The 20,732-nt window shown below is 62.8% G+C and carries 18 protein-coding genes; 4 read left to right on the forward strand and 14 right to left on the reverse strand.

Annotated elements, in window-relative coordinates:
• From AB1384_07900 to AB1384_07925, 6 genes are all read right to left on the reverse strand, one after another.
• Positions 1-754, reverse strand: a 754-nt coding sequence (locus tag AB1384_07900; GenBank protein ID MEW6554191.1) for a hypothetical protein, incomplete at its 3' end; no start/stop codon positions are given.
• Positions 755-1,691: 937 nt separating this feature from the next.
• Complete coding sequence (locus tag AB1384_07905) at positions 1,692-1,847, reverse strand: hypothetical protein (protein ID MEW6554192.1); 156 nt, start codon at positions 1,845-1,847, stop codon at positions 1,692-1,694.
• A gap of 477 nt (positions 1,848-2,324) precedes the next feature.
• Positions 2,325-3,404, reverse strand: coding sequence for a radical SAM protein (locus tag AB1384_07910; GenBank protein MEW6554193.1), 1,080 nt, complete (start codon positions 3,402-3,404; stop codon positions 2,325-2,327).
• 4 nt (positions 3,405-3,408) lie between these two features.
• The gene (locus AB1384_07915) at positions 3,409-4,305 is read right to left on the reverse strand and encodes a hypothetical protein (protein ID MEW6554194.1); all 897 of its coding nucleotides are present in this window, start codon (positions 4,303-4,305) and stop codon (positions 3,409-3,411) included.
• Positions 4,289-4,600: a PqqD family protein gene (locus AB1384_07920; protein MEW6554195.1), complete on the reverse strand. Its 312-nt coding sequence runs from the start codon at positions 4,598-4,600 to the stop codon at positions 4,289-4,291. The genes AB1384_07915 and AB1384_07920 overlap by 17 nt, the downstream gene beginning before the upstream one ends.
• Complete coding sequence (locus AB1384_07925; protein ID MEW6554196.1) at positions 4,593-4,982, reverse strand: lasso peptide biosynthesis B2 protein; 390 nt, start codon at positions 4,980-4,982, stop codon at positions 4,593-4,595. The genes AB1384_07920 and AB1384_07925 overlap by 8 nt, the downstream gene beginning before the upstream one ends.
• A gap of 174 nt (positions 4,983-5,156) precedes the next feature.
• Between AB1384_07925 and AB1384_07930 the strand changes: the two genes are divergently transcribed.
• A complete protein-coding gene (locus tag AB1384_07930; protein ID MEW6554197.1) occupies positions 5,157-6,272 on the forward strand; it encodes a nucleotidyltransferase family protein in 1,116 nt (371 codons plus the stop codon).
• Positions 6,273-6,385: 113 nt separating this feature from the next.
• On the opposite strand, the gene AB1384_07935 is transcribed toward AB1384_07930, so the two are convergent.
• The 6 genes from AB1384_07935 to AB1384_07960 form a co-directional block, all read right to left on the reverse strand.
• Positions 6,386-8,917 (reverse strand): hypothetical protein, encoded by a 2,532-nt coding sequence (locus tag AB1384_07935; GenBank protein MEW6554198.1) that lies wholly within the window; start codon positions 8,915-8,917, stop codon positions 6,386-6,388.
• A gap of 24 nt (positions 8,918-8,941) precedes the next feature.
• Positions 8,942-9,724: a hypothetical protein gene (locus AB1384_07940; GenBank protein MEW6554199.1), complete on the reverse strand. Its 783-nt coding sequence runs from the start codon at positions 9,722-9,724 to the stop codon at positions 8,942-8,944.
• Positions 9,725-9,950: 226 nt separating this feature from the next.
• On the reverse strand, positions 9,951-11,513 hold the full coding sequence (locus AB1384_07945; GenBank protein MEW6554200.1) for a polysaccharide biosynthesis tyrosine autokinase: 1,563 nt from the start codon (positions 11,511-11,513) through the stop codon (positions 9,951-9,953).
• Between the two features lie 45 nt (positions 11,514-11,558).
• Entirely contained in the window at positions 11,559-11,978 is a 420-nt protein-coding gene (locus AB1384_07950) for a hypothetical protein (GenBank protein MEW6554201.1), read from the reverse strand.
• Between the two features lies 1 nt (position 11,979).
• Positions 11,980-12,405, reverse strand: coding sequence for a DUF4878 domain-containing protein (locus tag AB1384_07955; protein ID MEW6554202.1), 426 nt, complete (start codon positions 12,403-12,405; stop codon positions 11,980-11,982).
• Between the two features lie 217 nt (positions 12,406-12,622).
• On the reverse strand, positions 12,623-12,910 hold the full coding sequence (locus AB1384_07960; GenBank protein ID MEW6554203.1) for a hypothetical protein: 288 nt from the start codon (positions 12,908-12,910) through the stop codon (positions 12,623-12,625).
• Positions 12,911-13,325: 415 nt separating this feature from the next.
• Between AB1384_07960 and AB1384_07965 the strand changes: the two genes are divergently transcribed.
• Positions 13,326-13,721 carry a cytochrome b5 domain-containing protein gene (locus AB1384_07965; GenBank protein ID MEW6554204.1) on the forward strand — a complete coding sequence of 132 codons (396 nt, stop codon included), beginning with the start codon at positions 13,326-13,328 and terminating at the stop codon, positions 13,719-13,721.
• A gap of 453 nt (positions 13,722-14,174) precedes the next feature.
• On the opposite strand, the gene AB1384_07970 is transcribed toward AB1384_07965, so the two are convergent.
• A complete protein-coding gene (locus AB1384_07970) occupies positions 14,175-14,810 on the reverse strand; it encodes a TetR/AcrR family transcriptional regulator (protein ID MEW6554205.1) in 636 nt (211 codons plus the stop codon).
• A 106-nt stretch (positions 14,811-14,916) separates the two neighbouring features.
• On the opposite strand from AB1384_07970, the gene AB1384_07975 reads away from it, so the two are divergent.
• Positions 14,917-16,341: a 4-hydroxyphenylacetate 3-hydroxylase N-terminal domain-containing protein gene (locus tag AB1384_07975; GenBank protein MEW6554206.1), complete on the forward strand. Its 1,425-nt coding sequence runs from the start codon at positions 14,917-14,919 to the stop codon at positions 16,339-16,341.
• A gap of 104 nt (positions 16,342-16,445) precedes the next feature.
• Here the strand turns inward: AB1384_07975 and AB1384_07980 are convergent, their stop codons facing one another.
• Positions 16,446-18,653: a PAS domain S-box protein gene (locus tag AB1384_07980; GenBank protein MEW6554207.1), complete on the reverse strand. Its 2,208-nt coding sequence runs from the start codon at positions 18,651-18,653 to the stop codon at positions 16,446-16,448.
• A 231-nt stretch (positions 18,654-18,884) separates the two neighbouring features.
• Here AB1384_07980 and AB1384_07985 point away from each other — a divergent pair, with 231 nt between their 5' ends.
• Positions 18,885-20,702, forward strand: coding sequence for a CocE/NonD family hydrolase (locus AB1384_07985; protein ID MEW6554208.1), 1,818 nt, complete (start codon positions 18,885-18,887; stop codon positions 20,700-20,702).
• Positions 20,703-20,732: the final 30 nt, after the last annotated feature.

Here is a 20,732-nt window from a genome sequence, read left to right on the forward strand (position 1 = left end):
TCGCCCCGCCGTCCGTCGAGACGTCCACCGCCGTCACCCCGCCGGCGTCGGGGGTGGGGTCGGAGGAGGTGCCGGTCACGGTATAGGCGTGGGCGTTGGTCTGCGTCCCGCTCGCCGGGGCGGTGATACTGGAAACCGGCGGCGTGATGTCGTAGACGAATCGGGCGCGCAGCATGTCGATGTAGACATCGGTCTGGGTGAAATCCCAGATGCTGCCGTTACCGATGCCGCCGTCCACCAGCCTGAGTTGGAAAGCACCCGCGGCGCTCACGAGAGTGCGCGCCTTCGCGGCGTCCCCCACCGCAACCGTCCGGGTCCCTTCGGGGGTGGTGGGAAGGCTCCCCAGGGAGTAATAGCTTGAGTCCCAGGCTCCGGTGTCGTAGTTGTAGAACTGCACGTACCATCTCTCGGAAGCGTCGGACTGGTAACCCACCAGCTCGATCTGGATGTCGATGAGCTTGCTGCGCGAGGTCTCGGTAAAGGGCTGCCAGCCCGCCCATATCGAGTTCAGGATGCAGAAGATCCACAACCTCCCCTCGCGTACCCTCATATAGGTGCCATCGACGGTCTGGACATTGACGTAGGAACCGGAGACGATGGAGCCGTATGTGAACGTGGGGTTGGCGGTGGGCGCCTTGTAGGCGGAATCCGCTACGCCCGGGACGGTCCACAGGACCAGGGCCAGGACAATAGCCAGTATAAACGCTGACCGCGTAGCCTTTCTCCCATGTGTTTCCCTTCTTTTTTTACCCATCGTTCCTTCGCTTTCGTCATCCTCCAGGCCACTCTTGCCGTCAATGCCGTTACATTCTCGGACGTCTCCTCTGTCTTCCTCCTACATTATGGAATATTATAGCTTTTTTGCTCAGCATTAACCATGAGCCCGACAAGGCGCTGACGCCATGGTCAAGTCAGACGTAACAGGGCCTTGGGTCCACCCCGTCACCCGGTCCGATCTTCGCCAACAGTGGCGAGGCCGCCCTTGCGGGCGGCCCCTTGTTCGTCGGCCACGCTTTTGCAGGCTGCTTTGTGTGCTACGGTTTTGCCTCTCTTCCTCGCCTCCTACGTTGTTGCGAGAAACCTCTTTTATCTCAACCCTGGCGGGAGCTTTATCCGTCCCGGTCTTTGCCTCCCCCACCTGCTGGAACTCCCTTGTGTTTCCCGTTTTTATCTCTCACCCCTATTAACGTCGATATCCGCTCCCGCGCAAACAAAAATCCGGGATGCGGGTCATATGGGGTGCCGGCGGTACAATTCTGGGGGTGGATGGGACGTCAGCTAGAGGTCGCTAACCAGGGGTTTCCGGTATTCAGCGGGAGGACGGGGCTCGCGGCCCTGGCGGGCGCAGCCGTTGCGGGGTCCGGCTGCGCCGCCTCCTCCATCGTGGGAGCCGTCGCCGAGGGCGTTCCCGCGGGCGTTTCCGCATACTCCGCGCCCAGGGCTTCCACCAGGCCTTCGCATGACGCGATCAGGCGGGACCCCAGGCCACCCGCATTAGCGGGGGCGGTAGGCGCGGCCACTGGGACCGCTGAAAAAGCGACGGCGAGCGCGCAGATTAGAAAGACCGCGGTTATGGACGTGCTTGCCGCTATGTGCCTCCAGAATCCCTTCATCGTGTTCTCCAACGCTCCACCCGGTCCTTGCCACCGATGTGTTCCCGGCCGACTGGTCCTTCGGCCCGGTTCACACCTCTATCCGGTATAACGGCATGCGCCGTTCACCACCATGTACTGGGAATAACAGGCGGGCCAGGTGACCTGGCATCCGCCGAAGAAAAAGCGGTTGATACGCATCACGCTCATCTGCGGCTTCTCGTATGTTTTCTTCTCTTTGCCCACAACCTTCATCTGCAAACTCCACCACGGTGGTCAACACCCTCGGCGACCTTTGCCTCCAGGGTTCTTTCATCCCGCTCCCCTGTCTTGTTGCCGGGTTTCGGTTTCCCGTTATTTCTCGGTATACCCCGAAGAGAACTGAACGGCCGATATCACTATTAACGTCCTTTTTTTCTGCGTCTTCCCTGTAAATCTGGGTTTCGGCTTTATAGGGCAGTAAGCGGATGTTTAGCCGGGGTGAACGGGTATTGGTATTGACGGGAAAAGGAGGGGTGCTTGCCATGGGCTTCGAACAGAGGCTCTTGGAACGTTCAATCCATCCATACGCGCGGGACTCGGGCGGGTTATCCGGTGTAACGGCAGGCGCCGTTCACCACCATGTACTGGGAATAACAGGCGGGCCAGGTGACCTGGCAACCGCCGAAGAAAAAGCGGTTGATACGCATCACGCTCATCTGTGGCTTCTCGTATGTTTTTTTATCGGTTGCTTCATTCATCATGTGTCAGCACTTTCACCAGCATGCGCGTCTGCCTGCATCTCTCCCCGCTCAAGGCCATCGCCTCACCTTCCTCTAGATAAGACAAAGCCATGCAAATCGCGCATTTCTCTAAGAGATCACATCCCTTACAATCTTCTGGAAGACCTTCCTCCTTCCCTCTCAGACGCTGCAACTGCGGGGAATTCTCCCATATTTCGGAGAAATCCTTCTCCAGCACATTACCTACCACAAGCGGAAAAGCGATACAAGGATATACATCACCAAAGGGATTGATGGCGAAAGCGGTGGTGCCGCCCCCACAGTAATGCCGGTACTCGCTCTCCACCTGTGCGGGGTCGATGGCGCATTTCCGTATGAAGGCCGTGAGGTCCTCTCGAGCCGCCCTCTTCACCTCTGGGCCCATGGACTCCCCCAGCTTATCCAGCATGTAACGGGTATGGAAGCGGACGAAACGCTCCAACCCCGCATCGTCCAGGCGCATGGAGAGGGGTGCGGGGTCGCGGTCGTTGCGCGGAAAGATGATGGACGAGAACACGGCCTGCAGCCCCATGTCGTCGGCCATGCCCGCGATATCCTCCACTTCCGCGAGGTTGAAGTCGCCCACCGTTACCTTTAGCAGCAGGGGGACACCGTTGTCATGAAGCAGTCCGAGTGCACGTCGCGTCGCCGCGAAAGAACCTTCCATCCCGGTCAAGCGGTCGTGCGTTTCGGGCCTGGCGCCATAGACGCTGACGTCCACCCTTACCGTGGGAAGCCCCCCCAGCATGCGGGCCATGGCCTCATCGATGAGGACGGCGTTGGTCTGCAGGGTGATCACGTAGCCCATGGCGGCGGCCGCGCGGATGAGCTGCGGCAGGTCTTCCCTCAGCAGGGGCTCGCCGCCGGTGAAGTTCAGATACAGGCACCCAGCCGCGGCGAGGTCCTCCATGACCTTTTGCCATTGCCCGCCGTCGAGCTCGTTCCTGCCGGCGGGCTGGAACTGGTAACAGTGGCGGCAGGTGAGGTTGCAGCGGTGGGTCAGCTCCAGGCTGCCCGAATACGGGACCCTTTCCCGGAAGATCCTGTCCACGAATTCAAGGTCTATCTTCTCTATCGCCCCCGACCTCCCGCGTGGAGACCCGCTGCAAATATGGCGTGACGTCGTCACCGAGCCTTATGCTCAACCTGTATATCGGGACGGCCTCCACCAGACTTGAAAATACCTCCAGGAGCTTGCTCTCCTCCCCCCCGTAGCCCATGCGGGGCGCATTGGACGCCAGTTCGGCCAGGGCTTCCGCGGGCGACTGGCGAAAGAGCCCTTCGCCGGACCCCGGGTGCAGGTTGAAGACCGCTCGCAGGGGCGCGCCCCCGTAGGCCACCGTCCCGCCCTCCCTGCCTGGCCAGGGCGTCCCGTACAGCGTGAAGCCGCTACCCTCCCGGCGCACCGCCACCAGGTCGTCCCCGAGCACCGCCGCTACGGAGAACCCGCGGCTCAAGGTGGTCTTTCCGGCCCGTGTGTGTCCCGTGAAGACGAACCCTTCGTCCTCCCATACGATCCCCGCCGCGTGCATCAGGGTCCCCCCTTCCGCCGTGAGGCGGCACTGCAGACACGCCCGCAGGAAGGCCTGCACGGCCTCCCGCACCGCTTCCTCCTCGCCAGTACGCCCGGTCGTGCCCGGGTGCGGCACTCCCAACTCAGCCTCCACATACCCGGCGTTTATAAACCCGAGGCGCGTCCTCCCTTCCTGTAAGCCGTCGAAGGAGAGCCCGCCTTCGCGGTTCTCCAGGCCGAAGTGGGACGGGAAGGGGTGGGGGAGCGCGGTCCGCGTCTCATCCAGGTAACGGAGGGATATGGCGAGGTCGGTGGCCCCCGGCTCGCCTGCGGCGAAGGAGGGCATGTCACGGAGGAGATAGGCGGTGGGGTCCCCTATGGACGAGGAGATATCGATACGTATCCCGGCGATTTGGTACACGCTATTCCAGTTCGACAACCTCTGCCGCTCCTTGCTCCACGAGGTCGGCCGCGAAGGCGACCGTATCGGCCAGGGCGGTGTCCATCTCCACGTCGAACTCTCCGGTCATGGAACTGGCGATCTCCTCGAGGGAGGCGCGTCCGTCCAGGCTGGACCAGAGAAAGGATGCGGTGGGGTTGAGGTGAATGACCTCGTCGCTGCGCACGTTGACCAGGACCGCTTCCCCCTCGATCTCGCGCCAGGCTATGCCTTCCACCCGCCGCAGCCTGGAGCCGCGTTCAAGTCCCCTGCCCGCGAAGGTACCCTTAGCCATATCCGAGTTCCTCGAAGCTCTGCGGCGCCTCGGTCAGCGCTCGCCCTTCCACCGCCACCCAGCAGTGCCCCTCCATATCGCCGTTATCGGATCGCACGCCGAAGGCCAGGTGGGCATCGTGGCCCTCCTCGCGAAGCACGCGTGTCAGGGCGATGGAGCGCACCAGGCAGGAAGGGTGCATTCCCAACCGGCCCAGGAGGGCGAACCATTTACCTGCCCTGCGCAACACGTCATCCTCCTGCGACCTCTTCCGGTCCGAGAGCCGCCGCTCGAGCCCGCGCATCTCCAGGGCCGGGAAGAGAGCGGAGAGCAGCAGGGCTACCCCGGAACGTGCGTAGATGCGCAGCGCTTCCAGCCATTTCCTCAGCTTGATGATCCACATCTCCAGCAACCAGGATCGGTGTTCGGTTTTCATGCCACAAGTATAAACCCTCACGCTGCTGGGGGGCATATGCCAGGTCAGGTGCTCGAGGGCCTCTGCTTTTCGGGTAGAATTAGGGTACGGGCAGTTTGCGGGTGGTGCTCGGACACGGTTAAGAGATGGGAGGTATGCGGCGTGGCGGCAGGGATCGAGGACGCGTCCGCGCGCTTTACGCTCGCCGCGACCGCCTATCGCTACGGTGACCCGGGCCAGGCGGCACAGCTCAACGGGCTGGCGGACGCGCTGACTCCAGGTGAAGCCGGCCGTATCGGGGCCAACGCCGCATACCACGAGCTGGAGCCCTTCCTGCACACCGTCGCCGCGGACTGCTCCGAACAGGGGTACATGCTGCCGCTGCCGCCGGAGATGCTGGAAGGGTGGTCGCAGGCCCATACGCGGGAGATGGCGCGCACCGCCGTCATCCATTACGGCGCCGTGAAGGCGCTCGGCGCCCTGGACGCGGCGGGGGTCCGGGCTATACCCCTCAAGGGCTTCTACCTCTCCTCGCGTGTCTACACGCGCAAGAGCGCCCGCGCCTTCAAGGACCTGGACCTTCTGGTGGAGGAGGCGTCGCTGGCGGACCTCCACGCTGCCCTGCTAGACGGGGGGTTCGAGCCCGCCCCCGGGCGGCCTGCTTTCGTGCCCGCCCCCGCCTATACCGTGTACAGGCTGCCCATGGAGGACGGCTTGACCGCCATGGAGATTGACGTCCATATCGGCATGCACTGGCCCGCTGAATACGAGCGCCGCACCGCCCTGAACGCAGGGGACCTGTGGGACGGGGCCTCCCCGGTGGAGGTGGAGGGCATGCGCCTCTGGGCCCTGAGCGCGGAGCACCTCTTCATCACCACCCTGCTGGACGCCGCGGTGAACCACCGCTACGCCCGCCTGGTCAAGTTCCGCGATGCCCTGGAGCTGCTGCGGTCGGCGGAGGTCGACTGGGGCGCGGTGGAGAGCTGGAGCCGCCGCTGGGAGGTGCGCAGCTTCGTGGGCCCGGGCCTCCGGTACCTGGTGGAGATCGACCCCTCCCTCTCCATACCGAGGGAAGCGCAGGACTCTCTAATGCCTTCCTACGCGACGATGCGGGGATTCATGCGCGCGCTGCCGGCAATTGGCCTGCCCGACCACCGCTCACGCTCTTTCTCCCCCGCCAACCTGCTCTTCTTCATGCTCTCCGACACCGCTCGCGAGCGCGCAAGAGGCCTGCTCTCCACGCCATCTCACCTTATCAGGGGCCGCCACAGGTTCTAGGGTTTGTGGGGTCAGGTCTTGTTTTTTGGATCTTCTTGCGTTATGTTCTCGCAGCTAAAAGTCTGTATTTTATGCGTTAGATACCGCGGTATCCGAGAAACAAGACCTGACCCCTAGAACGCGGGGATGCCGATGGAGCAATGGGCTCCCTGCTTATGGTCCGCGGTCCACATATACATGGCCCTTTCTGCCAGGATACCCACTGGGCTTGCTCCGATGCTCTCCACTACCGTGGAGACGTCGACCCCGCTCACCATGCCGTTGACATGGACTGTCTGGCGGCTGTTGGGCATCATGCTAAAGGTTTTCTGCGCTACCGGGCCGACCTGGCTGAGCAAGGTCACCCTGACCTCCGCCGCGGCGTCGTTGGGGTTCTGTATCAGTACCCACTCGTCGAAGCCGGGGAGGGTCGTGCCCTCCGGCAGATACCAGTAGGTGCTGGTCTGATAGGCACCGATGGAATCATGGGCGCCGAGCTTACCGTCCGCGGTATTCATATACATGGCCCGTTCGGCCATGATGCCCGCTCCATCCAGGGAGGTGACCACGGTGGAGACCTCCTGGTCCGGCAGATAGTAGTTGACGTGCACGGTGCCGCGGGAATTGGCCTGCATATACATCTCGTGGGTGCCGCCCACTCCTCCGGGGGTGAGGAAGGTCACCCGCACGGTAGTCGGGAAATCGTTGGGGTTCATCACCAGCACCCACTCGTCGAAACCGGGCAGGGTGGCGCCCTCGGGCAGGTACCATTCCGGCGCCGCGGTGGCGATGCCGATGGAGTCGTGGGCGCCTCGTTTGCCATCCGCGGTGTTCATGTACATGGCCCGTTCCACGAACACCGGGAGTCTCTCACCGCCCACCTCGGTCTGCGACTCTACGCGGGTCGCGATCTCGCGGTCGGGGAAGTAGTGGGTAACAGCGATGGTGACGCGGCTGTTGGGCCCGACCTCGATGGGCAGCTCTCCGGCTATACCTCCCGCCTCCAGAAACTGCACCATGGCCTGCACCGCCACGTTGTTGGGGTTCTGGACCAGCACCCACTCGTCGAAGCCGGGCAGGGTGGCGCCCTCGGGGAGATACCATACCGGGCTGGGGGTGAGGATGCCGATGGAGTCGTGGGCTCCCCACTTGCCATCCGGTGTCCCGTACATGTACATGGCTCTTTCGGACATGATGAACGAGCCGTCGATGGCGGTGACCATGGTGGAAACATGGGTCCCGGGGGGCAGCCAGTCGTTCACGTGCACATTGGTGCGTGAGCCGGGCGGTAGCATGAGTAACGGGCCTGCCACCAGGCCCGTGCCGGTCTGGAAAGCGACTCTCGTATAAGCGATATCCTCGTTGGGGTTCATTATCAACACCCAGGTGTCGAACCCCCGTCCGGTATATCCCTCCGGCATGAACCAGCTGTAGATCTGGAACTCGTAGACCACGCAGTCACCTGCATCGTTGATCCATGCCACGTTGTAGACCTCGATACCGGAGATGTCGTAGGTGCCGGTGAAGTCGTAGCTGTAGGCCCCGTTAGCGTCGCTCTGCAACTCGACAATCACCGGATCGCGGTAGGTGTTCATAGTGATGCGCATCTGGCGGTTGGGCGGGGCGGTGCCTTGGACCATGTTGGTGAGGGGGTCCGCCATCGCCACGATGTCCGCCACGGTTATGGAACGGGGTGCGCCCATGCTGTTGGAAGAGATCTCGTCACCCGGAACGATATCATGATCGAGAAAGAGGGCATCGAAAAACCCGTCTCCGGCCGTGCCCACCTTCTGGGTGGTGCCCCCGGCGTTCACGCTCACCTCAACTCCCGGCTTGTAAAACCCCATGACCTCATCGTACTGTGGGTATACCACCAAGACGGGACCACTCCTGGCCACGCTCATCACCACGGCGCCCGCGGCGTTGGTGGAGAAGACGTAGGCAATATCCCCGTTGCGGGTGTTGGTGCCCTCGAAGCTGGCATCGAAGGTCCCTCCCGATGCGATCACCTTCTTGTGGATCATTCCCGTTGGGATGTCCCCGTAATATCCGTAGTAGGTGTTCGGGAACTTTAGGTAGACGTCGACATGGTTGCCGGACGGCGTGTTCCCAGTAACGCTGTCGTTTGCGACGTTCAGATCCGCCGTGAGGAGGCAGTCCACGGTCACGGGAGCTCCCCCGGCGAGGTCGGTGACCTTGACGGCATCTCCCGAACGTATATCCTGCCCCGCTCCGCCGAAGTCGGCGTAGAACCACGCGTTGGCATTGGTGGTGGTGTCGATGGCGTGTACCAGTACGGCGCTCCGCCACAGCTCCACTCTTACGCCGGCCTCCGCGTGGTTGGTAAAACCCTCGACTGTGTCGTAGGGTATGGTGATACGCAGGCCGGAGCGCACGCCAGCAGTGAGGTAGCCGCCCTCACCGCCTTCCTCGGTGGGCCACCACGCCTCGTTGCCCTTGAGGCGCTCATGGGCTTCCTGGGGGCTGGAGGGAAGCTGGTCCAGGGGGTCCGATTTCGCGACCCTGTCCCACGGCGCATCCTCGCCCCAGGCCACGAGTGAGGCCTGGGGGGGGATGAGGAGAAGTCCGATCATAAGGGCTGCGAAAAACGCTGAGGCGAAGCCTTTCGCCGTTAATCTCTTCCTGACCATTGAACCGAACATCATACGCCCCTCGTGCTCCAGCGTGCCTTATCCGGGCGGATTAGTTATATAGGTGATGTGCCAGATTCCGTAGTCTTTGTGCAGGTACATCTCGGCGGGAACTGTAACCCCGTTCTTTCCCACCACCGCTCCGGTGAGGATGCTCTCGCTGTCGTTGGGCCTGTCGACCGCATGGACTTCCATGTAAGCGAAGCGGCCCTCCGCCACCTTGGTAAGGAAAGGCTGCAGCTCGGCGATCTCGCGCCCGAGGTCCTCCTCGAAGCTGTCCGGCACCATGTAGTTGGTGCCACCTCCCAGGTTCCCTGAGAGCTGGTTGATGGCGGCGATCCTCCACATGCCGTTATAGAATTTCATGACGAAGGTGCACTGGCTGGTGCCGGTATCGCTGGTGATGGTGAAATAGACGTAGGATGTATCGGGTTCACCCGCCGGGCGGATATTCGTGCTGGTCACCTCCATGCGGGTCACTCTACCCTCCGCGACGGCGCGCAGGAAGTCCTGGTGGCGCTGGGTCTCGGTCACGTAGCGCTGGTCCGGAGTGGTGTAGGAGAAGTCCTCTCCGCTCTGTGTGTCCGCCGCAGCGTCGTCTACATTCGGGTCTCCTGAGTCGGCCGAAGTCGTGTCTCCGCTGCCGGCTGCATCTTCCTGGGCTGAGGTAGTCTCCTCCAGCTCGGATTGGAAAGAAGTGCCTTCCCCACCCGAAACCGCGGTACTTTCGTCTCCCTCGTCATCAGTTATCCTCCAGGCGGCCAAAGCTACGCCTCCGGCGCACACAAGCACCACCATGAGGATGACGACCACTTTTCGCATCCAAACTGCCTTTCCCATGGCTTTTATCGCTATCGAAAGTCAATATACCACAACGGCAACTGCCGCATATTAACTGATATCGTCATTTTTACCGCCGGTGATTAGTGGTAGATATGATGTACGTCAAGAGGCCTATTGTTCCCAGTTCTTCCCCGGATGCCGCGGGACGCCCTTCCCTGCGCGCCTCGTGGGGATCAGGGGGGTTCATCCGCGGTGACGGCCATCCTTACTTCGCGGTGCTGTTGTAGTAATAATAGTAGCCGTAGTTCCTGGCTTCCTCCATGTAGTTGAGGACGACGCCGATGACGTTGCTGTTCACCTGCTGAAGGAGGTCGCGCGTCTTGCGGGCGTCGTCGCGCTTGGCGACGCCCATGCCGCACACCACCAGCACCCCGTCGGTTCGCGGCGCCAGCACGGCCGCATCGGAGACCGCCAGCACGGGCGGGGTGTCGATGAGCACGAAGTCGGCCATGGCCTTGGCCCGCGCCAGCAGCTCGTTCATGCGGCGGGAGCCTATCAGCTCCGAGGGGTTGGGCGGCAGGGGGCCGCTGGTGAGCACCTGCAGGTTGCGCTTTCCCGGGCTCTTCAGGGCTTCCTCCAGGGTCATCTTCCCCACCAGCACCGTGGACAGCCCCTCGGCGTTGCTGAGGTGGAAGAACTCGTGCATGGTGGGGCGGCGCATGTCGCAGCAGACGACGATGACGCGGTGTCCGGCCTCGGCCAGGGAGACCGCCAGGTTGGCCAGTACGAAGGTCTTGCCGGCGCCGGGTCCGGCACTGGTGACCATGATCGCCTTCAGCTGCCGCTCGTAGTTCACGTACTGGATATTGGTGCGCAGGGCGCGGAACGATTCGGAGATGGGCGCTTTCGGCTCCGACACCATCACCAGGGAGGAGCGTCGCTGCTCGCCCTCGAGGTCGCGGTAGCGTGGTATCTCGCCCAGCACCGGGGCATCGTAGAGCCGCTGCACCTCCTCGCGCGATTCTATGGCGTCGTCCAGGTAATCGACGAGGAAGGCCAGGCCCAGCCCCAGGATGGTCCCCAGGAAAAAGGCCAGCACGCCATTGCGCACCGGGCGTGGGTTCACCGGGCTGGTAGGCACGTCATCGTCCACGATGACCTCCAGGCCGCCGGACATGAGGTCCTCCGAGATAGAGAGCTCGCGGTAGATGCGCTGCAGGTCGACGTAGTAGTTGTAGGCGATCTGCTGCTCCACCTTCAGCTCCTCGGGGATGGCCTGGTTGCCGAAGCGCGATTCGATCTGGCGGGACAGATCGATGGCCTCGTCCTTGGTCGACTGCAGCACCTCCCAGACCTCCGCCCGGGCCTTGGCGATCTCCTTCACGTTCTCGGAGCGCCGCCACTCCTGGTAGACGACGGCGTACTGGTTGGCGATGTCCCGTGCCAGTTCCGGGTAACGGTCGGTGGCCTTGATGGCGATGATGTTGGTGTTGCTCAGCGGTTCCACGCTTATCTTGGCCATGAGGCCGGAGGGGGAGAGTTCGAGCTGCAGGGCATCCACCACCTTCTTGGCCATCTCCTTGGTCTTCAGCAGCTCGACCTGGGTCTGCAGCGACCTCTCGGGCTGGGTTGAGAGTTCACTTATCGTCTCCTCGAGGACCGTGCTCTCCAGCGGTTTCTCCTTGATCACCACCCACGAGGTGGCCTGGTAGACCGTGTTCTGCAGGAAGAAAGAGTAGAGGAGTGCCGCGCCGGTAACCAGCAGGATGGAGCCGATCACCCACCATTTCCTCTTCTTGATGACGTTGATATAGTCCTTGAGCTCCAATTGCGCTTCTCCGTTCTTACGCCCGCCGCGGCACGGGCACCCGTGTCAGAGCCCTTCTCCCGGGGTCGCCTGCCCCAGTGCGCTGACCCGCCATACTCCGTCGTTCTTCTCCAGGAGCAGGGACACATACAAGGTGCTGCCGTCGTTTAAGGCCATGGTCCCGTAAGCCCTGCAGGTGTCCCCCTCGATGGTGTACTCCTTGAGGACGAAGTTGGCCGCTCTGCCCTCGCCGATGGCCGCGAGCACCCCCTGTGCCTCCTCGCCCACCAGGCTCTCCTCGTCCCCCACCAGCTCTGCCCTCGCGGCCGCTTCCCCTGCCGCGTATCCCTTGCTGAACTCCTCCTCCAGCCTGCCGTCACCCGCGAAACAGCCTGTACACAGCAGGCTCACGGCGGTCAGGACCAGGGCGAGCAGGCAGCCTGAAACGGCAAGCGCGAGGCGGCTCGATGGCGGGGTCTTGTTCATCTTAGCTCGGGGTGCTTCCCTGCTCGGCGGTGACCTTCTGCATGTACCACATGTTGTCGATCATGACGAGGTCGACGGTGCCCGGGACCGTGGTCCCGTCCTTGAACACCGCGGTTATCTTGACCTGCGCGGTGGTGTCCTCGACGGTAACCGCATCGACGGTCACATTGGAGACCTCGCCGTTGAGCAGTCGGCCGATACTCTCCTGGCTGGCCTCCTGTTCCTCGATCATGGTCCGTGCCAGCTGCAGCTTCTCGTCGCTCCACTTTGCCTTCTCGGCCTTGACGCCGTCCTCGTAGCCACGCTGGTACTCTTCCTTCAACTCGGCCTCGTCGCTCCCCCCGAAACAGCCGGGTACCGCGACCAGGACCATGGCGACCAGCGTCACCATTGCCGCTACGACCGTGACCTTGCGCGCCATCGACATCGTGCGTACCTCCCCGTTATCCGACAGTCGTCACCGCTTGATAATACTCAACCTGTATCGGCCCGTTCTTCCCAAGGGTTAAAGCTCTCCCATAAGGGCCCGCCTCCTGCAACCGTGCAGCAGGGTGCCCGTCTTCGCCTCGATACGCAGACATTATAGCAGGGGCCTCGTTGCATGAGCATTGACCGCTGCAGCCCTCGGTCGGAGCTTCCCTTGTCTATTCGCCCCCATCCCCGTTCTCTTCGCCCCCGTGAGCATCGTCCCTGGCCGAGCCCTCGAGTTCGGAGAGGAAGCTCCTGGCGGCCTCGCCCTCCAAGACGGGGACGACTATGCGCGCGGTCCCGATGGGGCCCGCATAGGACGGCACCGGCAGGTCGGCCCACTCCCGGGGGTGGAAACCTTCCTGCTGCAGGATACCCATGACCAGCTCCGCCTCCAGGCGGTCCCCGGCGAACACCACCGCCTGGTCAGCGGGTCTCTTGCGAAAGAAGCCAAACAATCCCATATGTAAAGTCTACACCAGGATGGTCACGCGGTCTCAGCGGGCTGCCGCTCCGCTCCCCGCACGGTCCCGGTATCCCCGTGTGGCACATTGCAGCGCCAGGTAGAAACAGGGATGGTTATTGCAGGTGATGAACGGGCATTCCCTGCAATCGTCTTCGCTTTGCATCAGGCACACCTTTGCCACCCCCCTTGTCGACGATCTGGAGCCACGCTCATTCCTTCCACACGCGGAGGGAATAACCTTCAGCCTCCGCGTGGTGGCGGAAACCCCCCGGCAGCGCGGATGGGCCTGCAGGGGGGCGGGGCGCGGTTTAAACGGGCGGCGGCTGGGTAAGAATAGGGAGATGGTGGCCGCTGAAAGGAAAGGCCGGGTGGGCACAGCCACGTGGAAGGGCTGTGTAGATCGGGGGTTTGAGATGGGAAGTCGGTCGATCCTGGTATTGTTGCTGATCTCGTTGATGCTGTCCGCCTTGATATTGGCCGGATGCGGCGGAGAATCCGGGACGGAGGCGCCGGCAGGCGATGAGACCGTGGACGGGGGGAGTTCCGACGGGAGCGGCACGTCGGAGGGCGATACCTTTACCCTGGCCGAACTGGCCGAGTTCGACGGCAAGGACGGCAGGCCGGCATACGTTGCCGTGGACGGCGTCATCTACGACGTCACCGGCTCCTCCGAGTGGCCGCAGGGCGACCACGCACCGTGCGACCTGGACGCCGCAGCGGGCAAGGACCTCTCCGAGGTCCTCGAGCAAGCCCCCGCGCGTATGCGCGCGCTCATCGAAGCCATGCCGGTCGTGGGCACGCTCGAGTAGACGACCGGCCCAACCGGGCAGCAGGACACGGAACGCGGGTCATGACCCTGGCGGAACTGGTCGCATGCAACGGGCAGAACGGAAATACAGCCTACGTGGCCTGGACGGCGTGGTCTACAACGTAAGCAACAGCGTACGCTGGCACGATGGGCACCACCACGATTGCCACCTCGACTGCAAGGCCGGCCAGGACCTTTCCGATGAGATCGCCCAGGCACCGGCCGGAATGCGAGCGAGCCTGCAGCAATTCCCTGTTGTGGGCACTTACTCGCCATGATCTGAAAACACGCTACAAGGCCCGTGCAAACGGGTAGCCGAAGACACTGCCGGCAAGCTCGCTCCCCGGCGACGTGTATGACTCCGGAGTGGAGATAGAGTGTATGGAGGGCCTGGCAATGATGGCGGTCAGGATGATCTGCTCAGGCCGCTTTCCGGGCCTGGCCCCCGGGCTTCTTACGGTGGCAGGGTGATGTTTATCTGGTAGGGGCGGGTCTGTTCCTCCACCTTGATGCCGCTGAGGATGATATCCAGCATAGGGTCGATGAAATCGACGACCTTTTCCTTGCGGCCCTTGAGGTGCCAGCGGAAGAAGTAATGCTCGATGGTCCCCAGGATCATGGAGCGCACGAGGTAGGGATCGACGCCTTCCTTGAACTCACCGGATCCGATGCCCTCCTCTATGGCCCCGAGCATGAAGGCGGCCGAGCGCTTCACAGCCCCGTAGCCCTCGGCCTCCATGAACTTGCGGTTGTGCTTGAGGTCGAGCAGCACCAGCGACGAGTAATTGGGGTTGTCCCGGTAGAGGTTGAAGTAGCCATAGGATATGGCCCTGACCTTGTTCTCCGCCCCCTTGATGTACGGGCTCATGGCCTCGAGGAAATCCACCGCCTCGCTGGTTATCTCGCCGGGGATGGCGAAGAGCAGGTCCTCCTTGCTCCCGAAGTATTCATAGATAGTGGCCTCCGATACTCCGGCGCTGCGCGCTATCTCGGAGATGGTGGCGTTGTAGAAGCCTTTTTCCCCGAAGACCTCAAGGGCTGCGTCGATGATGGTTGAGAATTTATCCTTGCTTTTACGGTTATTCCCCATTATCTTACCTTATTTTCATAGTATGACTTTGAATTTGACAACATTATTGTAATTTATCTATACTGATAAGGCAAGTTTCCAAACACGATTTTTGGAGGGGAGTGTAATGATACGCACTGTCGAGGAATACCACGACAGCCTCAAGGCCATGAAACCCAACGTCTACATGGGGGGCGAGGTGCTGGGAAGAGACGGTCTCCCGGGTACGGACATCATGGACCTGACCATCGAGCTGGCCCACGCCAAGGACGTCCAGCACCTGACCACCGCCAAGTCACACCTGAGCGGGGAGACCATCAGCCGTTTCTGCCATATCCACCAGAGTGCCGAAGACCTGCTGGCCAAGCAGGAGATGACGCGCATGGCCTGCCGCCTGGTGGGCGGCTGTATCGCCCGCTGCATGGGCATCGACGCCATGAACTCCCTGTCGGTCATCACCTACCAGTGCGACCAGGCCTATGGCACCGAATACCACCAGCGCTTCCTCGAGTACCTCAAGTTCTGGCAGGCCAACGACATCGTGGGCTGCTGCGCCCAGACCGACGTCAAGGGCCACCGCAAGCGCAGGCCGCACGAACAGACCGACCCCGACCTCTACCTGCGCGTGGTAGAGCGGCGCCCCGACGGCATCGTGGTGCGCGGCGCCAAGGCCCATAACTCCTTCGCCCCCCTGGCCGACGAGATCATCGTCACTCCCACCCGCTTCCTCACCCCCGAGGAGAAGGACTGGGCCGTGGCCTTCGGCATCCCCGGCGACTGGCCGGGCGTGAAGCTGGTATGCCGCGGCGCCAAGTACCGCGACCGTGTCCCCGAGGTGGCAACAGCTCTCTCCGGCAAGGGGGAGATCGAGTCCCTGACCATCTTCGACGACGTCTTCATCCCCTACGAGCGGGTCTTCCTCGACGGTGAGACGGAGTTCGGGGGCCAGCTGGCCCTGCTGTTCTCCCTCTACCACCGCCACTCCTACACCGGATGCAAGCCGGCCATGTCCGACGTGATCATGGGGACCACCGCCCTGGCGGCGGAGTATAACGGCATCGAGCGCGAGGGCCACGTGCGCCACGCCCTTGCCGAGCTCATCAGCGTGGCGGAGCTGGTATACGGCTGCGGTATCGCGGCGGCGGTAAAGTCCTCCAAGACCCCCTCGGGCACCCAGATGCCCGACGTGGTCTTCTGCAACGTGGCGCGAAAGCACGCCGGGGTAAACCTCTACCACGAGTACGACCTGCTCTCGGAGGTGGCGGGCGGGCTGCCGGCCACCCTCCCCTACAGCGAGGAATTGACCAGCCCCGAGGTGGGCGAGCTGGTGAAGAAGTACATCATGCGCGCTGACGGCGTCAGCGCGGAGGATGTCTATAAGTGCTTCGCGTGGATCAGCGACTTCTCCTGTTCGTCCATGGCCGGCGTGATGCAATACGCCGGCGTGCACGGCGGCGGCTCCCCCATCATGGAGGACATCGCCATCCTGGGCACTTACGATATCCAGGAGAAGAAGCAGATCGCCAAGAACCTGGCCGGCATAGAGAGCTGATACGGGAGCCGCTCGCTCGCGGACGAGAAACAGAGGCGGAAAAGGGACGTGGGAGACCCGCGTTCCTTTCGCTTCTTCTTCATGGGGGTGCAGGTACAGCGGGCTTACGCGGTACCGCCGCCGTCGCGCAGGGGCATGGTGAAACGGAATACGGTTCCGCCCTCCTCGCGCGCCTCGCACCATATCCTCCCCCCGTGCGCCTCCACTATGCGCCTGGCGATGTACAGGCCCAGGCCCAGGCCCGGGGTGGAGTGGTGGAGCACCCCCCCGGACTGGTAGAAACGGTCGAAGACGCGGTCGCGCTCTCCCTCCGGTATGCCAACTCCGCGGTCGAACACCGATACGAGCGCCTCCCTGCCGCCCTGCCCGAGGTGGACCTCGACGGGAGATTCCGGCGGCGAGTACTTCGCCGCGTTGTCGAGGAGGATGATCATGAGTCTCACGAACTTCTCGGGGTCAAGCCATGCTTCCCCGGGGTCCTCTACGCTGGAGATCTCGATGCTCCTGTCGCCTATCCTTGCCGACATCTCCTCGACTGCGCCGCGCACCAGGGGTTCCAGGGCGTGCCCGCTCCGCTCCAGGGACATGAAGCCGCGCTCGATGCGGGAAACGTCCAGCAGGTCCTCGACTACGCCGGTGAGTTTGTTCGCTCCCTTGACTATCCCCGCCAGGGAAGTCGCCAGGTCCTCGCGGGTCATCCCCATCCCGTATCTCTGCAGGGTATCCGCATAGCCCTCGATGAGCGTAGCCGGATGTCGCAGCTCGTGGGCGGCGATGTCCAGGAAGTCCCTCAGCTGGGCGGCCCTGGCCTCCAGCTCGAGCTCGTAGGTCTTTTTCTCGGTGATGTCCATGATGGAGGCCACGCTGCTGTCCATGCCCGGGAGCGTGCTGACGACGATGATGGTGTTGAGGATGCGGCCGTCGCGCCGCACCGTGCGCGCCTCGTACCTCACCGGTCCTTTCAACTCACCCTTAAGGAGGCGCAGTGAGTAGCGCTTGATGAACCCACGGTCTTCGGGGTGGACGAACTCCAGGTATTTCCTCTTGCCCACCACCTCTTCCCTGGAATAGCCCAACAGCTTGCCTATCTCCTGGTTGGCATCGAGGATGGTGCCGTCTATCCCCAGGATGACCATGGCACTGCCGGTCGATTCGAAGGTCACTCGGTATTTCTCCTCGCTTTCCCGCAGAGACGACACCAGTTCGTCGTGTTCGGTGATGTCCCGGACCACCGCGATAACCTGGTCCTCGAGGGCCGGCAGCATCCTCGCCTCGTACCTCTTCAGGGCTTGTGGTGACGGCAGGGTGTACTCGAAGGAGCGCGGCTCCCTGTTCTCGCCGACATCGCGGATGAGGTTCGCGGCGATATCACCGACCCCCGGGGGAAGCATGTCGAACACCTTCTTGCCCAGAAAGTCCTCTGGCTTCGCGTAGAGATAGGCGGAACGGCCGGCCCCGTAATCGAGGATGGTGCCGTCAAGGCTGAAGCGGAAATACAGGTCGGGCAAAGCCTGGAAGATGGCCTCGATCTCGCGGCTGCGGAGGGAGAGCTTGTCCTCCGCTTCCTTGCGCTCTGTGATGTCGCGGGAGTTGATGACCATTCCCTGCACGGCCGGATCGTCCAGGAGGTTGAAGGAGCTGGCCTCGTGGACGCGCCAACCTCCATCCATGTGCCGTATGCGCAGCTTGATATTCCCGGAGATCCCGGGGTGGCCAATTGCATAATCAAGTGCAGCCCGCGCCGCCTGCCGCTCGTCGGGGTGGATGAATCCCATCAGGTCCCTGCCGACGATCTCCCCCTGCCGGTATCCCAGCAGGCGCTCAACGGACGGGCCGGTATAGACGATCCTGCCATCGGCACTCAGCACCGTGACCAGGTCGAGGGCGTTCTCGATGAGCATGCGGAAGAAGCCCTCACTGCTGGCCAGGGCCTCCTCCGCCAGGCGCCGTTCGGTGATGTCCATGCCCACCGCGACGATGATGTCCCGCCGGCTCTTCCCGGCGCTGACGACGGCCGCCTTCCAGGATATAATCCTCTTTTTTCCATTCTTGGTAGTAATTGGCAACTCCACTGCATCGGGCAGTTCTCCCTCTCCATAGCTGTCCAGGTATGCGCCGACCGCCTCTTTGGTCGAGTCCGTGACGGAGAATTCCGAGAAAGATCTTCCCAAGACTTCCGCACTGGTGAGACCAGTTAATTCCTCCATGGCGGAATTGAAGACGAGGATGCGTCCCTCCGGGTCGAGGGCTGAGAGCAGCAGCCCAGTCTCCTCGAAGATAGCTTCAAAGGATATGCCCAAACGCTTCTTCATACCCATTCTACCCTTTCTGCACTGCTCGGCTTGCTTCGCCTACAACATATATTACTCCCGCCGCGCCCATCCTGCATGGGCGGTGCCGCGTGGAACCGGCACGTCCGGGATCAACCCCGGCCCGTGCAACGATCACGGTGCGGCGGCCACCGCGCTTTCGTGCCGTGAAGGAAAGCGCAACAAAGCCGGCGAAGAAGGCGTAGAGGCCATCCGCGAGCAAGGGGGGAGATCATGGGAATCCTTAGACACAGGCTGCTGGCGGCCGCGCTCTGCCTGGCCGTCCTGTCGCTGCTGCTCACCATGGCCCTGGGATGCGGGGGCACGACAACGGCGGAGAAGGTCAGCAGGCCGGGCGAATATTCCGGCTACTCTCAGCCCGATTACGCCTCCTGGGAGACCACCTCGCAGTACGTGCCCATGCGCGACGGCACCAGGATCGCCGTGGACGTCTACCGGCCCACACAGGGGCCGGAGGGCAAGGTCCCAGCCGTGCTCATCATGACCCCCTACCACCGTGCCAGCGTGAAGGACGGCGAGGTCATCGACCTCATGACCGACCCCGGATCCCCCACCCGCACCATCGTATCCTACGGCTACGCCGTTGTGTGCGCCGACATCCGCGGCACCGGCGCCTCCTTCGGGACGCGTTTCGGCATCTTCTCCCCCCCGGAGGTCGAGGACGGCAGCGACCTGGTGGACTGGATAGCGGCGCAGGAATGGTGCGACGGCAACGTGGGCATGATGGGCCAGTCCTATCTGGCCATCATCCAGTTCATGAACGCCTCCAACCGTAACCCCCACCTCAAGGCCATCGTCCCCCGCTACGGCGCCCTCGACCTCTACGACTTCGTCTACCCCGGGGGCATCCTAGACTTCAACTTCGTGCAGGTCTACGACATGGCAATGAAACTGCTCAACGGCAACCGCTCCGCGCCGGGCGTGGGCGTCTATCCCAGCAAGCCGGTGGACGAGGACTCGGACGGGAGTTTGCTGGCCGCGGCGACGGCGGAGCACGCGGCCAACACCGACCTGGTGGTGCTGGCGGACCAGATGGTCTACCGGGACAGCGTGGTGGACACCCCGTACGGCGAGCCCATGGGCTATCCCGCCGCCAGCCCGTCGGGGCACCTGGAGGAGATAGAGGAGTCGGGCGTGGCCATCTACAACATGGGCGGGTGGCTGGACTGCTACTCCACGGATACCATTTCCTTCCAGCAAACGCTGAGCAACGATAGAAAGTGCCTCATCGGCGACTACGACCACACACAGGGCTTCGAGGGATCGGCCATCGAGTGCGTGCGCTTCTTCGACCGCTACCTCAAGGGCATCGAGAACGGCTTCGAGGAGGAGGAGCCCTATTACATCTACACGACCGGGAGCGGCGAGTGGGGCTTCTACGAGGAGTGGCCACCGCCCGGGGCGGAAGCGACTCCGTACTATTTCGAGGGTGGCGGCTCCCTCAGCAACACTGCGCCAGCGGATGGGGAGGCCGTGGGCACCTACGAGGTGGACTACACCACCAGCAGCGGCAAGCAGACACGCTGGCTGGCCATGACCGGGGAGCCCAGCGAATACGAGGACCGGGCGGCGGAGGACGAGAAATGCCTTACCTTCACCACGGAGCCCCTTGCGCAGGATATGGAGGTCAGCGGCTTTCCCGTCCTGGTCCTGAAGGTGTCCTCTACCGCCACGGACGGCGACTTCTTCGTATACCTGGAGGATATCGACGAGGAAGGCTACGCGCAGTACAAGTCCGAGGGACAGCTGCGGGCTTCGCTGCGCGCGCTCAGCGAGCGCCCCTGGTCTCCGCTGCTGCCCTACCACCGCAGCTTCCAGGCGGACGTACAGCCGCTGGTGCCAGGGGAGCAGGCTGAGCTGGTCATAGGGCTCTTCCCCGTCTCCCATGTCTTCAAGCAGGGGCACAGCATACGCATATCGCTGGCCGGAGCGGACAAGGACAACTTCCGCACGCCGCAGCTCAGCCCTCCCCCGACCTGGCAGGTCTACGGGGGTTCGTACGTGGAGCTGCCGCTCGTCTCCTCGGACTAGCAGGCTGAGGGGTCAGGCCTATTTCCGGGC

Source organism: Actinomycetota bacterium, assembly GCA_040757835.1.
Taxonomy (GTDB): domain Bacteria; phylum Actinomycetota; class Geothermincolia; order Geothermincolales; family RBG-13-55-18; genus SURF-21.

What these genes read in the sequence shown, in the direction of transcription:
- AB1384_07905 (MEW6554192.1), bottom strand. Translation starts at nt 1,847, where the DNA reads ATGAAGGTTGTGGGCAAAGAGAAGAAAACATACGAGAAGCCGCAGATG.
- AB1384_07920 (MEW6554195.1), bottom strand. Translation starts at nt 4,600, where the DNA reads ATGGCTAAGGGTACCTTCGCGGGCAGGGGACTTGAACGCGGCTCCAGG.
- AB1384_07925 (MEW6554196.1), bottom strand. Translation starts at nt 4,982, where the DNA reads ATGTGGATCATCAAGCTGAGGAAATGGCTGGAAGCGCTGCGCATCTAC.
- AB1384_07935 (MEW6554198.1), bottom strand. Translation starts at nt 8,917, where the DNA reads ATGATGTTCGGTTCAATGGTCAGGAAGAGATTAACGGCGAAAGGCTTC.
- AB1384_07940 (MEW6554199.1), bottom strand. Translation starts at nt 9,724, where the DNA reads ATGCGAAAAGTGGTCGTCATCCTCATGGTGGTGCTTGTGTGCGCCGGA.
- AB1384_07950 (MEW6554201.1), bottom strand. Translation starts at nt 11,978, where the DNA reads ATGAACAAGACCCCGCCATCGAGCCGCCTCGCGCTTGCCGTTTCAGGC.
- AB1384_07955 (MEW6554202.1), bottom strand. Translation starts at nt 12,405, where the DNA reads ATGTCGATGGCGCGCAAGGTCACGGTCGTAGCGGCAATGGTGACGCTG.
- AB1384_07960 (MEW6554203.1), bottom strand. Translation starts at nt 12,910, where the DNA reads ATGGGATTGTTTGGCTTCTTTCGCAAGAGACCCGCTGACCAGGCGGTG.
- AB1384_07965 (MEW6554204.1), top strand. Translation starts at nt 13,326, where the DNA reads ATGGGAAGTCGGTCGATCCTGGTATTGTTGCTGATCTCGTTGATGCTG.
- AB1384_07970 (MEW6554205.1), bottom strand. Translation starts at nt 14,810, where the DNA reads ATGGGGAATAACCGTAAAAGCAAGGATAAATTCTCAACCATCATCGAC.
- AB1384_07975 (MEW6554206.1), top strand. Translation starts at nt 14,917, where the DNA reads ATGATACGCACTGTCGAGGAATACCACGACAGCCTCAAGGCCATGAAA.
- AB1384_07980 (MEW6554207.1), bottom strand. Translation starts at nt 18,653, where the DNA reads ATGAAGAAGCGTTTGGGCATATCCTTTGAAGCTATCTTCGAGGAGACT.
- AB1384_07985 (MEW6554208.1), top strand. Translation starts at nt 18,885, where the DNA reads ATGGGAATCCTTAGACACAGGCTGCTGGCGGCCGCGCTCTGCCTGGCC.